This is a genomic window from Campylobacter concisus (genome assembly GCF_003048445.1).
In the GTDB taxonomy this organism is placed as follows: Bacteria; Campylobacterota; Campylobacteria; order Campylobacterales; family Campylobacteraceae; genus Campylobacter_A; species Campylobacter_A concisus_BF.
Map to the genome: position 1 here is coordinate 145,795 of NZ_PIQW01000002.1, position 15,231 is coordinate 161,025.

A 15,231-nucleotide genomic window follows, 5' to 3' on the forward strand; every position below is an offset into this window, starting at 1 on the left:
ATTTTTTACTACTACCACTATTAAAATATTTTAATAAAAAACATAAAATTTTACATATAAAAATATGTAAAAATTTACTTCATCTCAAGGCGCATCAGATACATATCTTCGCCGTCAGTCACCTTTAAATTTTGGCTTTTGCACTTTGGACAGGTAAAGTCATTTTCACTAAGCTCCCCGCCAAATCCGCAGTCCAAACACTCGATCACAATGCCTTGTAAATTTATCACAAGCTCGGCGTTTTCGCAGATCGTGCCAGCCTTATAAACATCAAATGCACTCTCCAGATAGTGTGGCTCCACTCCGCTTAAGCGGCCAACTTTTATCTCGATCTTGCTTATCTCTTTTGCGTTTTCTTTGGCGGCATTTTTCTCGCAAAGGCTAACTAAATTTTGAACGATACTAAGCTCATGCATTAGCAGATCCTTGGTAGTAGCTCGCCCTTTGGCGGCTCGAGAAATCTTCTTGATTTATAGGCGTTTTCGATGATGACACGCTCGTTTTTGGCTTCTAAAACTTCGCCTATTATCATCGCGTTTTTATCAAATTCTCTTAAAATTTTAAGTGCCTCTTCAGCCTGGCTCTCATCGACAGCCATCACAAAAGTGCCCTCATTTGCAAGCTCATAAGGCTCAAATCCAAACAGCTCACAAACGCCCATCACTTCATCTGCGACCTTGATATTTTCTTCAAAGACTAAGATGTCAAATTTGCTAAATTTAGCCCACTCATTTAGCACCGCACTTAGTCCGCCTCTAGTCGCATCACGCATAGTTTGTGGCTTTATGCCAGCGCTAAATAGCTTTAAGACAACCTCTTTTAGGCTCTTGCAATCGCTTTTTAGATCAAGTCCAAGCTCAAATTCCTCTCTTGCAGCAAGCACCACGCCTCCGTGTCTGCCAACATCTCCAGAGATGAGAATTTTTGCCCCTGCTTTTAAATTTTTAAGCTCCACACCCTCGCAAACTATCTCGCCGATGCCTGCTGTGTTTATGAAAATTTTATCGCATTTGCCCTTTGGTACAACCTTTGTATCGCCACAAACCACGCTTACGCCGCTATCTTTGCAAGTTTTTGCAAGCGAGCCAAGCACACGCTCGAGCTCCTCTATACTAAGCCCCTCTTCGATGATGAGCGAGCAACTTAGGTATTTTGCGCTTGCTCCAACCATCGCAAGGTCGTTTATCGTGCCGCAAGCTGCGATCTTGCCGATATCTCCGCCATTAAAAAAAATGGGGGTTACCACAAAGCTATCAGAGCTAAACGCGATCTTGCCGTTTAAATTTAATATCGCTGAGTCGTTGCTCTGCCTTAAAATTTCATTATCAAAAATTTTAAATATCGTCTCGTTTATAAGCGAGTTCATCTCCTCGCCGCCGCCGCCGTGGCTTAGCATTATCTTTTTCATTAAATTCCTTAACCAACTCTTGCGTATTTAAAATATGCTGCACAAGCACCCTCACTTGAGACCATGCACGATCCTAGCGGGTTTTGCGGGTTGCAAACCTTGCCAAAGACTTTACAATCAGTCGGCTTTGCTAGCCCTCTTAAAATTTGCCCGCAAATGCAAGCCTTGCTCTCGCCAGCACTCTCTACACTGCAGTCAAACTGCACTCTAGCGTCAAGGTAGGCAAACTCATCTTTTAGCTTCATGCCACTTTGTGCTATCTCGCCAAGCCCTCTCCAGACAAAGTCGCACGGCTCAAAATACTTAGCTATGAGCTCTTTTGCCTTGAGGTTGCCCTCTTCTTTGACAGCCCTTGCGTACTCGTTATAGACTTCATAAGTGCCTGCGTTTTGCTGACGGACTAAATTTAGCACACTTGCCATGATATCAAGCGGCTCAAAACCGCTAATGGCGATCGGCCTTTTAAATTCGCTCGCTAGCTCTTTGTAAATTTTGCTACCCGTGATGACGCTTACGTGACTTGGTCCCAAAAATGCGTCTATCCTCACGTTTTCATCGCTCATTATAGCCCTAACTGGGGCTGGGACGGTCACGTGATTTATATGAAAGTATAAATTTTTAATGCCCTCTTGCACCACTTTTTCAACCAAATTTGCGCTCATCGGCGTCGTCGTCTCAAAGCCGATCGCAAAAAATATGACCTTTTTGTCTGGATTTAGTTTAGCGATATTTAGCGCATCAAGTGGCGTGTAAAGCGCCCTTATGTCGTGTCCCTCGCCGCGAAGCTTTTGCAAGCTTGTCTTTGAGCCAGGCACCCTTAGCATGTCAGCTAGCGTGCAAAAGATCACATTATCCATGCTAGCTAGCTTACAGGCCTCGTCTATGCGGCTCTTTGGCATCACGCATACTGGACAGCCTGGGCCGTGGACGAAATTTATATGCTCTCCAACTAAGCTTGGCAATGCAAATTTCATAATGCTATGCGTGTGGCCGCCGCAAATTTCCATGATATTTAGCGGTTTTACGCTCTCTTTTTGTATCAGTTTTGAAAGGGCTAGGATTAAATTTTTATCGCGAAAATCATTGATAAGATCCATCAAATTTTCCCCGCGTCCATATCCTCAGCGATCTTTTGATAGACCTCTAAGCTCTCAAGCGCAAACTGCGTATCGATCTTTTGCATGGCGTATCCAACGTGGATTAGCACGTATTCGCCAACTTTTACCTCTTCAGAGATGAGATCTAGGCTTACCTTTCTAGTAACGCCCAGAGTCTCGACGGTAGCAACGTTGTTTTCATCTATTTCTATTACTTTTGAAGGGATCGAAAGGCACATTATCTTAGCTCTTTTTTAAATTCCAAATAACTTATCCATTTATCGATGCCCTCGCCTGTTTTGCTATCTACTACAAAGATATCAACCTTTGGATTTAGCTTTCTAGCGTCGTTTTTCACTCGCTCGATGTCAAAGTCAAAGTGCGGCGCAAGCGAAGCTTTTGTGATTAAAAGCACGTCAGCAGCCCTAAACATCACTGGATATTTGCTAACCTTATCATCACCCTCTGGCACTGAAAGAAGCACAGCGTTAAAGTGCGAGCCAACGTCGTAGCTAGCAGGGCAAACTAAATTTCCAACATTTTCTATAAAGACTAGATCAAGCTCATTTAGTGGCAGGTGGTGAAGCCCCTCATGCACCATAAATGCGTCCAAGTGACAAGTCTGACCTGTGCTTATCTGATGAGCTTTTGCGCCAGCTTTTACTATGCGGTCGGCATCTTGATTGGTTTCAAGATCGCCCTCAACTACGCCTATTTTAAATTTGCCAGCCTTTATCGTAGCCTCTAAAAGCGTGGTCTTGCCAGCACCTGGACTACTCATCAAATTTACACAAAGTATCTTTTTCTCATCAAGATGCGCTCTATTATGAGCGGCCTCTTTGTCGTTTTCAGATAGAATTTTCTCTATCACGTCTATGGTTTTGCTCTCGTTTAGCACAGGGTGTGCGTGAGCCTCGTGGCTATGCTCGTGTGTGTCATGAGCGTGGTCTGTATGCCCATCGTGAGTGTGTGGGTGTGAGTGAGTAGTGCCATCAGCGTGAGTGTGAGTGTGGGCGTGATTTCCCATTGAACAACCGCAATCTTTACACATTTTATTATCCTTTTTTATTAATTTTCAGAGATTTTAACGCTTAATTTTAAAAATAAAATTAAAATTTAAGGGCATTTTATGCAAATGAGATAAATTAACCCGTTTTTTAATCATCCTTTAAATTTACCTTTGATCTTGCAAGCGAACTGGCTCTTCAAAGCTCTCGTTATCATCTGTGTAGCCATTTTTATCAAAATTTTCATCATTACTTCTTTTTTTACCATTTGGTGTGATGATGATATCTTTTAGCCTTGCTCTGCCATCATCCATCACCATCAAAACAGCAACAGCATCCACGTCTTGATCCATCATCTCTCGCTCAGTCTGCTTTGCCTTTTTAGTTGGCATGTAAAACTCTTCGATGCCATATTTTACAAATAAATATCCATCAAATTTGCCAGCTAAGAAAAGAGCGTCTTTTGGCTTAGTAAAGCTAAATTTATCAAAAGCGTAAGTAGCATTAGCATCTTGCTTTAAAATGGCGTAAATTTCATCATTTTTTGAGATATTTCTATCATATATATATATCTCAACGCCAGTTTTTTCATCAAATTTAGACTGCTGTAAATTTGAAAAATCATAGCTCAAGCTCACGTAGTTTCCGCGAAAGAGATCCCTTGGATCGTAGAGATTAACCCTCACTTTTACCTCTTTTCCAAGATAAAGTGGCATGAGCGCGTATGCAAGCATCGCAATTATTAGTAAAATTTGAAAGATTATGGCTAGTATTAGTGATCTTATCTTCATTTTTTGCCTCCTTTTTTAGCTGCAACTACGAGCACGACGAAGGCAAAGACAATAAATAGCGCCGTAGCCCCCAAATAATCGCCTATTAGCTCAAAGTATCTAACCACCGCAACTAAGAATATCATGCATAGTCCAAGCGTTAGCTCGCCATTTTTGATAAGCACGGCTGCAACGATGATGTTTGCTAGCGAGAAGAAGATATTTGCATATCCCACGCCTAAGCTAAAGACAAATGGCAACGCAAAGAGTATCAGGCCAAGAAGCAAGCCGCTTTTGTTTTTCTCTTTTAAAAATAGCGCAATGCTAGCGATGCTAAATACGGCAAAAACCTTGCCAAAACTGCTATAAAAAAATGCTTTTGCAAACCAAAATTTATCTTCTTCTAGCTCGTAGATGTCGCCATTTGCATAAGCTATCAGGCAAACGATCAAGATAATGATGCCAAGATACTTGCCAAAGCCTTTTACAAGGTGCGCTAGCCTATCTCTAAAGCCAGCTAACGGGCTAAAGAGCGCGACAAGTAAAAGCGCGTATGAGAGCGACAAAGTAGCAGTCATCGGCGCTTTAAACATAAGATCATAGCCATAAAATTCGTTAAACCCACTGATCCTAGCGCAAAGCGAAACGATGTAGAAAAATATATCCGCTAAAAGCACAATCGCAAGAAATGCCGAGTCACTTTTATAAAGCATGTAGGCGCCAAGGGCTATAAATACAATAAATTCATAAGCAAACTCGCCGCCCATGCCCTTTAAAACAAACCAGATCGTCGCAAAAACAAGGCTTTGAGCCACTAGCAGACCCTTTTTGCTAGCAAAAGAGAGAGCCATAGCTCCAACGCTCCAGAGCAAAACTCCGCCGCTTGGCTCGTCACTGATGTTATAAATTTGAGCGATAAGCGCTATGGCTGCTCCGTAGCAGAAATTTCCCAAAAAGAGTGTGGCTGTGCCAAGCTTATCTTTGCCTTTTTTAAGATAATAAACTCCGCCAAAATTTAAAAGAGCAAGCACGCCAAAGATGATGACAAGGCGCCCCATCCTTGGTATCTCCTCCCAGTAAGCTCCAACAAGGGTAAAAAATGCCAGCGCGAAAAAGAGATAGGCAACCAACTTTAAGATAAAGCTAGTCTTTTCGCTATGAGCGTTTATATCTATATCATATAAATTTGCTATCTTTAAAGCGGTGGCCTTATCGACCACATCCTCTTTTTGCCAGCGATCTAGCTCTTTGGCTAGAAAATTTCTATTGTAAAAATTCATCTTTCATTCTCTTTAAATGACATTTTTTTGTGGCTAATGATAGCATACAAGCGCCAAAAATGCTAGAACAAAAATAAAGCAAAAAGGGAGAAATTTAAAAAGCCAAAAAACTTGGGCGGGCTTTTGCAAATTTAGCTTTAGCCAAAGCCCAAGTAAAAAACAAACGGTCATCAAACTTTCGCCACAAAAAAGATATCAGGCACGCAAGAAATAGCAAAACCCAATAACAATTTGCAAAAATGGATCACAAAAACTGCTAAAAACTACCAAAAAGACAAAATAAGACAAGCTCTGCAGCCAAGAAAGCGCTGCTAGCTTTTTTAAAAAAATCTAAATTTAAGAGCCAAAAAAGCTTTTAGCTTAAAATTTAGGCACAGCGGCCTTTGTAAGTTTAGAAAACTTAACACCCTTTAAGCCAGCAATCCTATCAGCAAAGCGCTCTATCTTCTCCGCTTCGCCCCTTATAGAGATTGTTTCTAAGCAGTTGTGGTGATCGACATGGACGTGATTTGTGCAGATGATCTTCACATCAGAGTCATGCTCGATATCCATTTTTTTATTCACCAAATCGTTGTGATGATGCACATAAATGAGCGTCAAAACCCCAATCAACTCCTCGTTAGCGTCCTTCCAGCTGTCGCTTACGATCTTTTCACGGATCAAATCCCTTGTAAATTCACTCCTAGAAGCGTAGCCTTGTTCGCTAACTTTTCTATCTAGTTCGTCTAGTAATTGACTAGGCAAAGAAACACTAAAACGTATAACACTATCCATTTTTTGCTCCTTTCTCGTTTGATTACCGTTTAAAATAATTATACATCACTTATTAGAAAATGTGGATAAATAATAATAAATTTGCCCTAAATTTACGTTAGAATCGTTACTGCAGAATTTCTTATTGATATAAAATTTCAAATTTGATTTAGTAAATTTTTTGTAAATAAGCTCAAGCAAAGTCTTATTTTGAAAAACTCCACCACTTAGCAAAATCTCTTTTTTCTCACTTTTAGAAATTTTAAAAATAATATCAGCCATGCCATTTATAAATGCCGTTGCAGCCACTCTTGGCTCATCTTTTAGCGCACTTTTAAAGGCATCTTCAAAGCCGATAACTCCGTCATTTAGACTAAATTTGTAACACGCATCTAAATTTTTATCATAAAGCGCCTCAAGTCTCATGCCACTTTCGCCCTCGTAGCTTGAGTGAAAAATGCCACATATTATCGCACCAAATGCGTCAAATATCCTACCAACAGAGCTAGTTTTTACTAAATTTGGCCCCTTTTGCTCCATCATCTTGAAATTTCTAAGCACCTTTTCATCAAAATTTACTAAAAATTTATGCCCCTCGTCCTCAAGCTCATACTTCAAAATAATAGAATAAGCGATGAGGTAGATATTTTTTATGCTATTTTCGCCGCCAAATAAGCTAAATTCATCAAAGTGATAAACTCTTTTGTAGCTATTTTTATCTAGCCTAAAAACCTCGCCACCCCAAATTTTGCCGTCTTCTCCGTATCCAGTGCCGTCAAAACAAAAGCCAAGATACTCTTTGTCTGGCAGATCATTTTCAAAGATCACACTTAGCAAATGCGCGTAGTGATGCTGCAGATGAACTAGCTCAAAGCCCTGCTCTTTTGCCCATTTTGTATTTAAAAAATTTGGATGAAGATCGGCTATGACCTTGTCTATTTTTAGATCATAAGTCGTTTCAAAAAGCGTAAAAATATCCTTAAATCTATCAAAAGTCGCCACGTTTTTTAGATCGCCGATATATGGGCTGATCATCAAAAGTCCGTCTTTGTAGATACAAAATGAGCTTTTTAGCTCCGCTCCAAGGGCTAAAAATGTCCCTTTTTGCTTAAAATTTGTATGGATGAAATTTGGATTTAGCCCGCGACTTGTCCTTGTAAAAATTATCTCATCACCAACGCAAAATGCGATACTATCGTCACTTGGCGAGTAAATTTCTCGGTCGTGATCAAGATAAAAGTCTATGACGTCGCCTAGTTTTTCTCTTAGCTCGCTCTCGTCCTTTATCACAACCTCGCCTGAGATGTTTGCGCTAGTTGCGATAATGTCGTGTTCTAAGTGGTCAAATAGCAAAAGATGTATGCCGCTAAATGCAAGCATGACACCAAGCTTGTTTAAATTTGGAGCGACACTTTTTGCGATATTTGAGCCATTTTTTGCCTCAAGCAAGACGATTGGCTTTAAATTTGAAGTAAGAAGCTTTGCCTCAGCCTCTGAAATTTGCGCTATCTCTCTAGCGTTTTGTAAATTTTTACTCATAAGCGCAAATGGCTTGCTTGGGCGATGTTTTCTAGCTCTTAGCTCACAAACTGCTGCTTCATTTGTCGCGTCGCAGGCTAGATGAAAGCCACCAAGCCCTTTAATGGCTAAAATTTTGCCCTCGTTTATGAGCTTAGCCGCCTCTTTTGCCGCTTCGTTTTTGCTAGCCAAGACTTTACCAAATTTATCTTTTAGATATAGCTTTGGCCCGCAGTTTGGGCAAGAGATCGGCTCTGCGTGGTAGCGGCGATTAAGCGGATCTTTATATTCGCCCCCACAAAACTCGCACATTTTAAACTCATTCATCGTCGTATTTACCCTGTCGTAGGGTAATGCTTTGATGATCGAAAATCTCGGTCCGCAGTTGGTGCAGTTTATAAATGGATATTTGTAGCGTGGGTTTGCGGGGTCATAAAACTCGCGCAAGCAGTCATCACAAAGGGCAAAATCAGGCAAGATAGGAGCTTGTTTGGTGGCTGATTTTGAGGCGATGATCTCAAGTTTTTCATAAATTTTATCTATCTTAAATTTATGTAACTCATCGATCCTAGCAAGGGCTGGTAGCTTCTCATAAAGCTCTTTTTCAAAAGCCAAAAAACTAGCCTCATCGCCACTAAAATTTAGTTTCACCCCCTCATCATCATTGTAAATTTCGCCAACGAGGGCAAATTTATGCGCCAAAGTATAGACAAAAGGTCTAAAACCAACGCCTTGAACTAAGCCCTTGATCTCATATCTAAAGCTTGATCTCAATGCCAAATCCGGGGTCAAAATTTGTTTTTATATTTGGGTTTAGGTGCTTTTTTATCAAGTTGCTAACTGCCTTATTGTAAAATAAATCCCCGCTTAAAGTAACATTTTTAATGTTAAATTTATCTCGTTTTTCATAGCTAAAATCGCTCAAAAAATGCGCCAAAGACTCGGTGCAGCCAAAGCTAATATTCTTCTCTCCAGCGCCAGCAAGGATAAATGAAATAATACTTTTTACAAACTTAACCCCGTCTAAACCAAAGTCATCTTTCATTTTATAATCGATCCTAACGCCTTTTTGACCGCTAAAATCAGCTGCCATAAGAAGCAAATTCTCCCCTGCTTTTTTAAAGTCACTGCTTGTGCCAAGCAAGCGTCCAGCTATACAAAATAGTGAGAAAAAGCTAGCGTTTGAGCTAAATTTACCACTCGGCAGGGCGCGCTCTTTACTGAAGTTTTCAAGTAGCCTTTCGCCACCCTCCTCAGCCCTTATAAGCTCATAAATTTCTTCAAAGCTACTAAATTTAGGCAAAAAGAGAAGCTGCGTTTTGCTTGATTTTAAAAGCAGGAAAATTTCATCATCGCTAAATTTGCTAAATTTAAGCCCCAAAGCCACCTCGCCAAAATAGTTAAGCTCAAATTTCTCATCTTTTGTATAAAAAAATGGGCTTAAAAGTGCGCTATTTTCAAGCAAAGCAAGCCTTGAAAGGGCGCTTTTTTGCTCCTTTACAGAAACGCTTAAAAAGCTAAAGCCATCTTTATTTAGCTGCTCGCAAAGGGCGTAAAGAAAAAGGTCATTTGGTGCCATCACGTCAAAAAATAGCGGTGCGCCCTCGTGGTTTTGCCTATAAATAGCTGTCGTTTTTAGTGCCAAAAGTGGCTTTTCAAAGCTAGCAAGCGCGATCTGCGCCCTATCACCAGCTATAAAAATTTTAGGTAGCTGCTTTAAATTTACAGGCATCAAGAAATTTGCATCAAAATTTACCCCAAGAGAAATTTCATATAAATTTTCATCTTGCTCTACACAAACGCTCTTACCATTTTTTAATAAATTTAGGCAGGTTTTTAGCTTTTCATTAAAATTATTAAGCGTTATCTCACCATCAAATTTACTCAAAGCAAGCGTGCCACTTTCATTTAAAATAGCCTTGCCATTAGCCAAAAATGCCGCTGCTTGAGATGGGCTAAGCGTGCCAAATTTTATCTTTTTAATTTCACCTGTCACGTCAAGCTCATCTGCCACATCGACCTCGCTATGTTTTATAAAAAGGCTATAAGGCAAGATGACGCTAGCTCTGTCCGCTAGGGCGCTAAGCTCCTTGGCAAAGCCACTTACTTTTAGGCAAATTTGATCATCTTTGCAGCTTATAGAGTGCAAAAGATCTTTAGCCAATGAGCGTAAAAATGGTGCCAAAAAGGCTGGGTCTTTAAAGCAGTAAAATTTAAAAGCAAGTATCATTTTAAACCCTTTTTGGCGTAGTCATCGAGGGTGTCGTTTAGGGTGAAATTTGCCACCTTTTCGCACTTAAAATCAAGCTCTTTTAAGTAATCAAGCAGCGTTTTTTCTAGGATATTAGAAGCTTTTATCACTTCATCTGAGAGGCTAAAATTTGATGATTCTATGCGGCTAGGCACGATGCCTAAGATTTTGGTTGTCGGCCTGTCGCCTGCAAGTTCCATTAGATGAAGTGTTTGAAGCATCTCGATCTCGTGAGCCGAGCCGTCCCAGCTGATAAAATTTGGTACGTTTAGAAAGTCGAAAAAATAGACATCGCCCACGCTTGCGCCATTTGCGCTAATGCAATCAACGACGATAAGATAGTCAAATTCGCTTATTATGTGAGTTAGAGCGAGGGCTAAAGTGCCCCCGTCCATTAGAGTAAGCTCGTTTTTAGAACTTGTAAATTTATAGTTTTTAGCCATCAAATTTACAAAATGAACACCTATGCCCTCATCAGCAAACATCACGTTGCCAATGCCAAGAACCAGCACTCTCATCAGTGTTCTTTTACAAATTTATAGCCACTAACGATGGCGTCCATCGCTCCATTTTTACCTTTAACGGCGTTAAATATCGCCATATAAACGTGAATAGGCACAAATATCATGATGATCCACATGCAAATTCTATGTATCGTTCTAACATTTGCTAGCCCGCCCATAAGCTCTTCAAAGTATCTTGCTGGCTCGTAGATCGCTCCGCCAAGCCCATTGTGATAAACGTGAGCGTAAAGCACTAGGCCAGTTAGGCAAATCAGTGCCAAGATGACGTAAAAGAAAAAGTATGAGGCAAACTGCAATGGGTTATAAACGCCCCTTAAATGCGGGTGTGGCCCCATAAAGATATAATACTTGATCTGCGCTATCCAAACTTTTGGACTTAAAAAGTCAAGCACGCTCATCCACTCTTTTTTGCTGTGTTTATCAAAGACGAATAGATAGAATTTAAAGATAAATACCGCTATTAGCACAAAGCCAGCGACCTGGTGCGCCAAACGCCACTTTGCTTGCATGAAATTTGTAGGCTCGCTCGTGATCTCTGGGCTCATAAAGACATAAGAGATGTAGTAGCCGCTCACAACCAAAAGCGTGATAGCTATAAATCTAATCCAGTGTGTCAGCCTAACGCCGATGGAGAATTCATATTCGCTGATCCTGTCAGGATTTTTATGTGACATCTTTTTTCCTTACAAATTTGGATTTATCTTATAAGTACTCAAATCATTTCCCTTCGTGTCCATAACATGCACGGCACACGCGATGCAAGGGTCGTAAGAGTGAATTTTTCGTATTATCTCAAGTGGTTTTGAAAGATCAGCGATCTTCATACCAACTAAGCACGCCTCGTAGCTGCCCATTTGACCTTTGGCGTCTTTTGGAGAGGCGTTCCAAGTGCTTGGCACGACCGCTTGCCAGTTTGAGATGACGCCATCTTTTATGCGGCACCAGTGGCTTAGCGCACCTCTTGGAGCGTTGCCTTTGAAGTGGCCTTTATACTCTTTGCTATTATCTATGACATATTTTGCGCAGGTCTCTTGATCTGTCTTTAAATTTTCGATCAAGGCGTTAAATGCGTCCATAGTGTGCTCTGCGACCACTTTTGCTTCAAGCATACGAGCAGCGGTTCTACCTAGAGTTGAAAAGACTGCACTTAGTGGCAAGCCACTCTTTGCCAAAAACTCATCGACTACCTTTTTAACTCTCTCATTGCCTTTAGCGTAGTTTATGACGATGCTTGCGATCGGTCCTACTTGCATAGGCATGCCATCATATCTTGGTGCTTTGATCCAGCTATATTTGCCCTTTGTGTCAAAAAGCTTGCTGTGAGCTAGCTTGCCCTCGCCGTCTATGCTCTCGCCATCAACAAGGCCAGTGTAGTTTGCCTCAGTTTCACCGTCATATGGATGAAGCGCTTTGTCATTTTTATACCAAGATCTTGTCGCCTCTTCTGTAATTTTGTTTTCGTCGATATCATAAACCTTGCTAATATCACCATTTAAGATGATGCCACCTTTAAATAGATGGTCATTTTTGCCGATCAAAAACTCATCGTAGCAGAATAAATTTGATACGCCAACGTCGTTTAGAACGCTTGGCTCGTTTGCATAAGCCTTAGCCGCCATCAAAATATCTGGATAGTAAGCTCTATCTACAAATTCTTTTATCTCAGCAAATTTACTCATATATTCGCCCATTCTAGCTGGATCCATAAGGTCCATCACGCAGGTCACGCCGCCAACTGTTAGGCTTTGTGGGTGTGGGTTTTTCGCGCCAAAGATAGCCATCATCTGAGCTGCTGTTCTTTGGATTCTAAGGCACTCAAGATAGTGAGAGAGGACGATTAAATTTTGCTCTGGAGTAAATTTATATGTGCTATGTCCCCAGTATGCGTTGGCAAATGGTCCAAGGTTGCCCTTTTTAACAAAGGCTTCAACCCTCTCTTTTACCTCTTTTAGCTTGTCAGCTCCCGTGGCAAATGGCAAATCAGTGTATTTAAACGCCTCCTCACTAGCCTTATGCACGTCTGCGCTTAGTGCAGAGACGACATCTGCCCAGTCCATGCCGTGAAGCTGATAAAAGTGCACGATGTGATCGTGAAGATATAAAGCTGCATTCATAAGCGTTCTAGTTAGCTCAGCATTTAATGGGGGTTTAATACCAAGGGCGTCCTCAACTGCGACTATGCCTGCTCGGTAGTGCGAGTATGTGCAAACACCGCAAATTCTTTGCATGAAAAAGCCAGCATCTCTTGGGTCTCTATTTTTTACTATCTGCTCTAAGCCCCTCCAAAGAGTTGAGCCAGAGTAAGCCTCTTTGACAACGTTGTTTTCATCGACTACGACTTCTATTCTTAAATGCCCTTCGATACGTGTTATAGGGTCTATTACTATTCTTTTTTCACTCATTTTTTTGCCTTATTCTTTATCTTTACTCATACAAGCTAGTGCAGCGTGAGCCGCTATGCCAATACCAGCAAGTGCTAAAATTCCAATACCTATTTTATCACTTACATTATCAGCGCCAAGCCCCAAAACAGTGTCAAATAGCCTATCAGCCATCGGCTCTTCAAATGGCCCCATCGTATCCCAGAAGTCTGGCTCTGAGCAGCCTATACAGCCGTGACCTGCTTGAACTGGCCATGATGTGTGCTGATTAAATCTCTCGCGTGAGCAGTTATTAAATGTATATGGACCTTTACAGCCTACTTTATATAAGCAGTAGCCATTTTTTGCGCCCTCGTCACCAAAGCTTTGGACAAATTCGCCTGCGTCAAAGTGTCCGCGTCTCTCGCAAAGATCGTGAATTCTTAAGCCATAAGCCCATTTTGGTCTGTTATAAACATCAAGTGCAGGCAAGGTGCCAAATAGCAAGTAGTGAAGCACGTTGCCAACGATATTTTTCTCGCTTGGAGGGCAGCCTGGCACATTTATGACGGGCTTATCAGTCACCTTTGAAAGACCGACTGAATTTGTTGGATTTGGCTTAGCTGCTTGGATACCGCCAAAGCTAGAACAGGTGCCAATAGCAAAGATAGCAGCCGCGTTAGCAGAGGCATTTACAGCGTGAGTTTTGCCGCTTGTGCCGTGAGGTCCGACTGTTAAAAAGTGCTCAGTAGCTCCCGTTGGGACGCCACCTTCAACTAGCAAGATGTATCTGCCTTTATATTTTTCTATCGCATGCTCTAAATTTTCTTCAGCCTGCCAGCCAGCAGCTGCCATGATAGTTTCGTGGTATTCAAGGCTTATGTAGTCAAATATAAGGCTATCTATGCTTGGAGCGTCAGTTCTTAGCAAGCCCTCGCTACAGCCAGTACACTCAGCCATGTGAAGCCATATCACAGGGAGCCTATCACTTAGCTCAGCAGCACGAGCAACCATCGGTGTCATCGCACTTGGCAATGCCATAAAAGCTGTCATCGCACCAGCCCACTTCATAAAATCACGCCTAGTAAAGCCCTTATCTTTTAAAAGCTGCGCAATACTAGTGTCATTTTTCATCTTAGGCAATGCACTAAGTTCGCTTAAGCGTCTATTTATCTTTTGACGCAAGTCATTATTCATATAAGCTCCTTCATTTGAAATTTGTTTATTTTGTATCTTATCTTTTTTAAAAAAGACAAATATTATTTTATTCTATTAATAATTATATTTAAATAAATTTTAAAGATTAAAATTTTAAACGCCTTCTTATCAATAATCTTAAAATATGCTAAAAAATAATATTTAGTGAAAATTTATCCCATTTTGAGAAATAATATGGCAAAAAATCTATTTTTCTGAAAGTAAATATCAATTAAATTTTTAATAATTTTTAAAAAATATAATTTAGTATATTTAAGAATAAAGGGCTTTGAAATATAAATTTTTAAAAGCCTAAACGGGTTAAATTTAGGCTTTTAAATTTGCATTAAAATGGCCAGATAGCCTCCATAAGTCTTGTGCCCCAAGGTTTTTTGGTTGATTTGTCTAGCTCGCCCTCGGTTTTATACAAAATTTTGGCGTCAGCTATGTATTTTGAGTCGATTTCGTTGTTTTGCGAGATGTCGTAAGGTCTGATGACGCCACTTACTTGCATGATCTGTTTTTCACCGTTTATAAGTAGCTCGCGGCTGCCTTCGATGAAGTAGTTGCCGTTATTTAGAATCTTGATGATCCTAGCTGAGATGGTTGCGGTAAATTTCTCGCTTCTGTTGCTAGTGCCACTTCCTGTAAATTTATTGCCGCCACCTGCTTTAAAGCCGATGTCACCGTATTTGTTTAGATTATCAGCCACGGTTGAAAGCGGCGCAGCTCCAGCTGTGAAAACGCCACCGCCAAGCGAAATGGTGCTATCTTTATTGGTGCTTTTGCTACCGCTTGAAATTTGACTTGCATTTTCTGAGATGACGATGGTCACGATGTCATTTACATTCATCGCCTTTCTATCTGAAAATAGCGGATTTTCGCCCTTGCCAAAGAGGCTACCGGCGTTGCTTTGACCGCTGCCACTATCTTTTGAAGGGAGTTGCTCGACATAAACTGGAGGTTTCATATTGATATGAGGATCTGCACTTGGGGTGCAACCTGTGTAAAAAATGCCCGCAAATGTGACGAGCCAAATCTTTTTATAGTTCATAAAATGCCTTAA

At 40.9% G+C, this 15,231-nt stretch carries 15 protein-coding genes; all 15 read right to left on the reverse strand.

Annotated elements, in window-relative coordinates; genetic code table 11:
• Positions 1-74: 74 nt before the first annotated feature.
• The 15 genes from hypA to flgH all read right to left on the reverse strand — a co-directional run bounded on the left by hypA (position 75) and on the right by flgH (position 15,219).
• Positions 75-416 carry a hydrogenase maturation nickel metallochaperone HypA gene (gene hypA / locus CVT14_RS01935; protein ID WP_021089151.1) on the reverse strand — a complete coding sequence of 114 codons (342 nt, stop codon included), beginning with the start codon at positions 414-416 and terminating at the stop codon, positions 75-77.
• Positions 416-1,408: a hydrogenase expression/formation protein HypE gene (hypE, locus tag CVT14_RS01940; RefSeq protein ID WP_021089166.1), complete on the reverse strand. Its 993-nt coding sequence runs from the start codon at positions 1,406-1,408 to the stop codon at positions 416-418. The genes hypA and hypE overlap by 1 nt, the downstream gene beginning before the upstream one ends.
• Positions 1,409-1,416: 8 nt before the next feature.
• The gene (gene hypD / locus CVT14_RS01945; RefSeq protein ID WP_107849564.1) at positions 1,417-2,505 is read right to left on the reverse strand and encodes a hydrogenase formation protein HypD; all 1,089 of its coding nucleotides are present in this window, start codon (positions 2,503-2,505) and stop codon (positions 1,417-1,419) included.
• Positions 2,505-2,744 carry a HypC/HybG/HupF family hydrogenase formation chaperone gene (locus CVT14_RS01950; RefSeq protein ID WP_009293878.1) on the reverse strand — a complete coding sequence of 80 codons (240 nt, stop codon included), beginning with the start codon at positions 2,742-2,744 and terminating at the stop codon, positions 2,505-2,507. The genes hypD and CVT14_RS01950 overlap by 1 nt, the downstream gene beginning before the upstream one ends.
• On the reverse strand, positions 2,744-3,556 hold the full coding sequence (hypB, locus tag CVT14_RS01955; RefSeq protein ID WP_107849565.1) for a hydrogenase nickel incorporation protein HypB: 813 nt from the start codon (positions 3,554-3,556) through the stop codon (positions 2,744-2,746). Before hypB ends, CVT14_RS01950 begins: the two co-directional genes overlap by 1 nt.
• A gap of 123 nt (positions 3,557-3,679) precedes the next feature.
• Positions 3,680-4,303, reverse strand: a complete 624-nt coding sequence (locus CVT14_RS01960) for a GDYXXLXY domain-containing protein (protein WP_107849566.1) — start codon at positions 4,301-4,303, stop codon at positions 3,680-3,682.
• A complete protein-coding gene (locus CVT14_RS01965) occupies positions 4,300-5,562 on the reverse strand; it encodes a DUF2157 domain-containing protein (protein ID WP_107849567.1) in 1,263 nt (420 codons plus the stop codon). The genes CVT14_RS01960 and CVT14_RS01965 overlap by 4 nt, the downstream gene beginning before the upstream one ends.
• Before the next feature lie 360 nt (positions 5,563-5,922).
• The gene (gene nikR / locus CVT14_RS01970; protein ID WP_107849568.1) at positions 5,923-6,336 is read right to left on the reverse strand and encodes a nickel-responsive transcriptional regulator NikR; all 414 of its coding nucleotides are present in this window, start codon (positions 6,334-6,336) and stop codon (positions 5,923-5,925) included.
• 45 nt (positions 6,337-6,381) lie between these two features.
• Entirely contained in the window at positions 6,382-8,607 is a 2,226-nt protein-coding gene (gene hypF / locus CVT14_RS01975; protein WP_107849569.1) for a carbamoyltransferase HypF, read from the reverse strand.
• Positions 8,591-10,063, reverse strand: coding sequence for a hypothetical protein (locus CVT14_RS01980; RefSeq protein ID WP_107849570.1), 1,473 nt, complete (start codon positions 10,061-10,063; stop codon positions 8,591-8,593). The genes hypF and CVT14_RS01980 overlap by 17 nt, the downstream gene beginning before the upstream one ends.
• Positions 10,060-10,602: a HyaD/HybD family hydrogenase maturation endopeptidase gene (locus CVT14_RS01985; protein ID WP_107849571.1), complete on the reverse strand. Its 543-nt coding sequence runs from the start codon at positions 10,600-10,602 to the stop codon at positions 10,060-10,062. Before CVT14_RS01985 ends, CVT14_RS01980 begins: the two co-directional genes overlap by 4 nt.
• A complete protein-coding gene (gene cybH, locus CVT14_RS01990) occupies positions 10,602-11,282 on the reverse strand; it encodes a Ni/Fe-hydrogenase, b-type cytochrome subunit (RefSeq protein WP_021085813.1) in 681 nt (226 codons plus the stop codon). Before cybH ends, CVT14_RS01985 begins: the two co-directional genes overlap by 1 nt.
• A gap of 9 nt (positions 11,283-11,291) precedes the next feature.
• A complete protein-coding gene (locus tag CVT14_RS01995; RefSeq protein ID WP_107849572.1) occupies positions 11,292-13,010 on the reverse strand; it encodes a nickel-dependent hydrogenase large subunit in 1,719 nt (572 codons plus the stop codon).
• Positions 13,011-13,019: 9 nt separating this feature from the next.
• Positions 13,020-14,165 (reverse strand): hydrogenase small subunit, encoded by a 1,146-nt coding sequence (locus CVT14_RS02000; RefSeq protein WP_002940950.1) that lies wholly within the window; start codon positions 14,163-14,165, stop codon positions 13,020-13,022.
• Positions 14,166-14,511: 346 nt separating this feature from the next.
• Positions 14,512-15,219 carry a flagellar basal body L-ring protein FlgH gene (gene flgH / locus CVT14_RS02005; protein WP_002940928.1) on the reverse strand — a complete coding sequence of 236 codons (708 nt, stop codon included), beginning with the start codon at positions 15,217-15,219 and terminating at the stop codon, positions 14,512-14,514.
• Positions 15,220-15,231 lie beyond the last annotated feature (12 nt).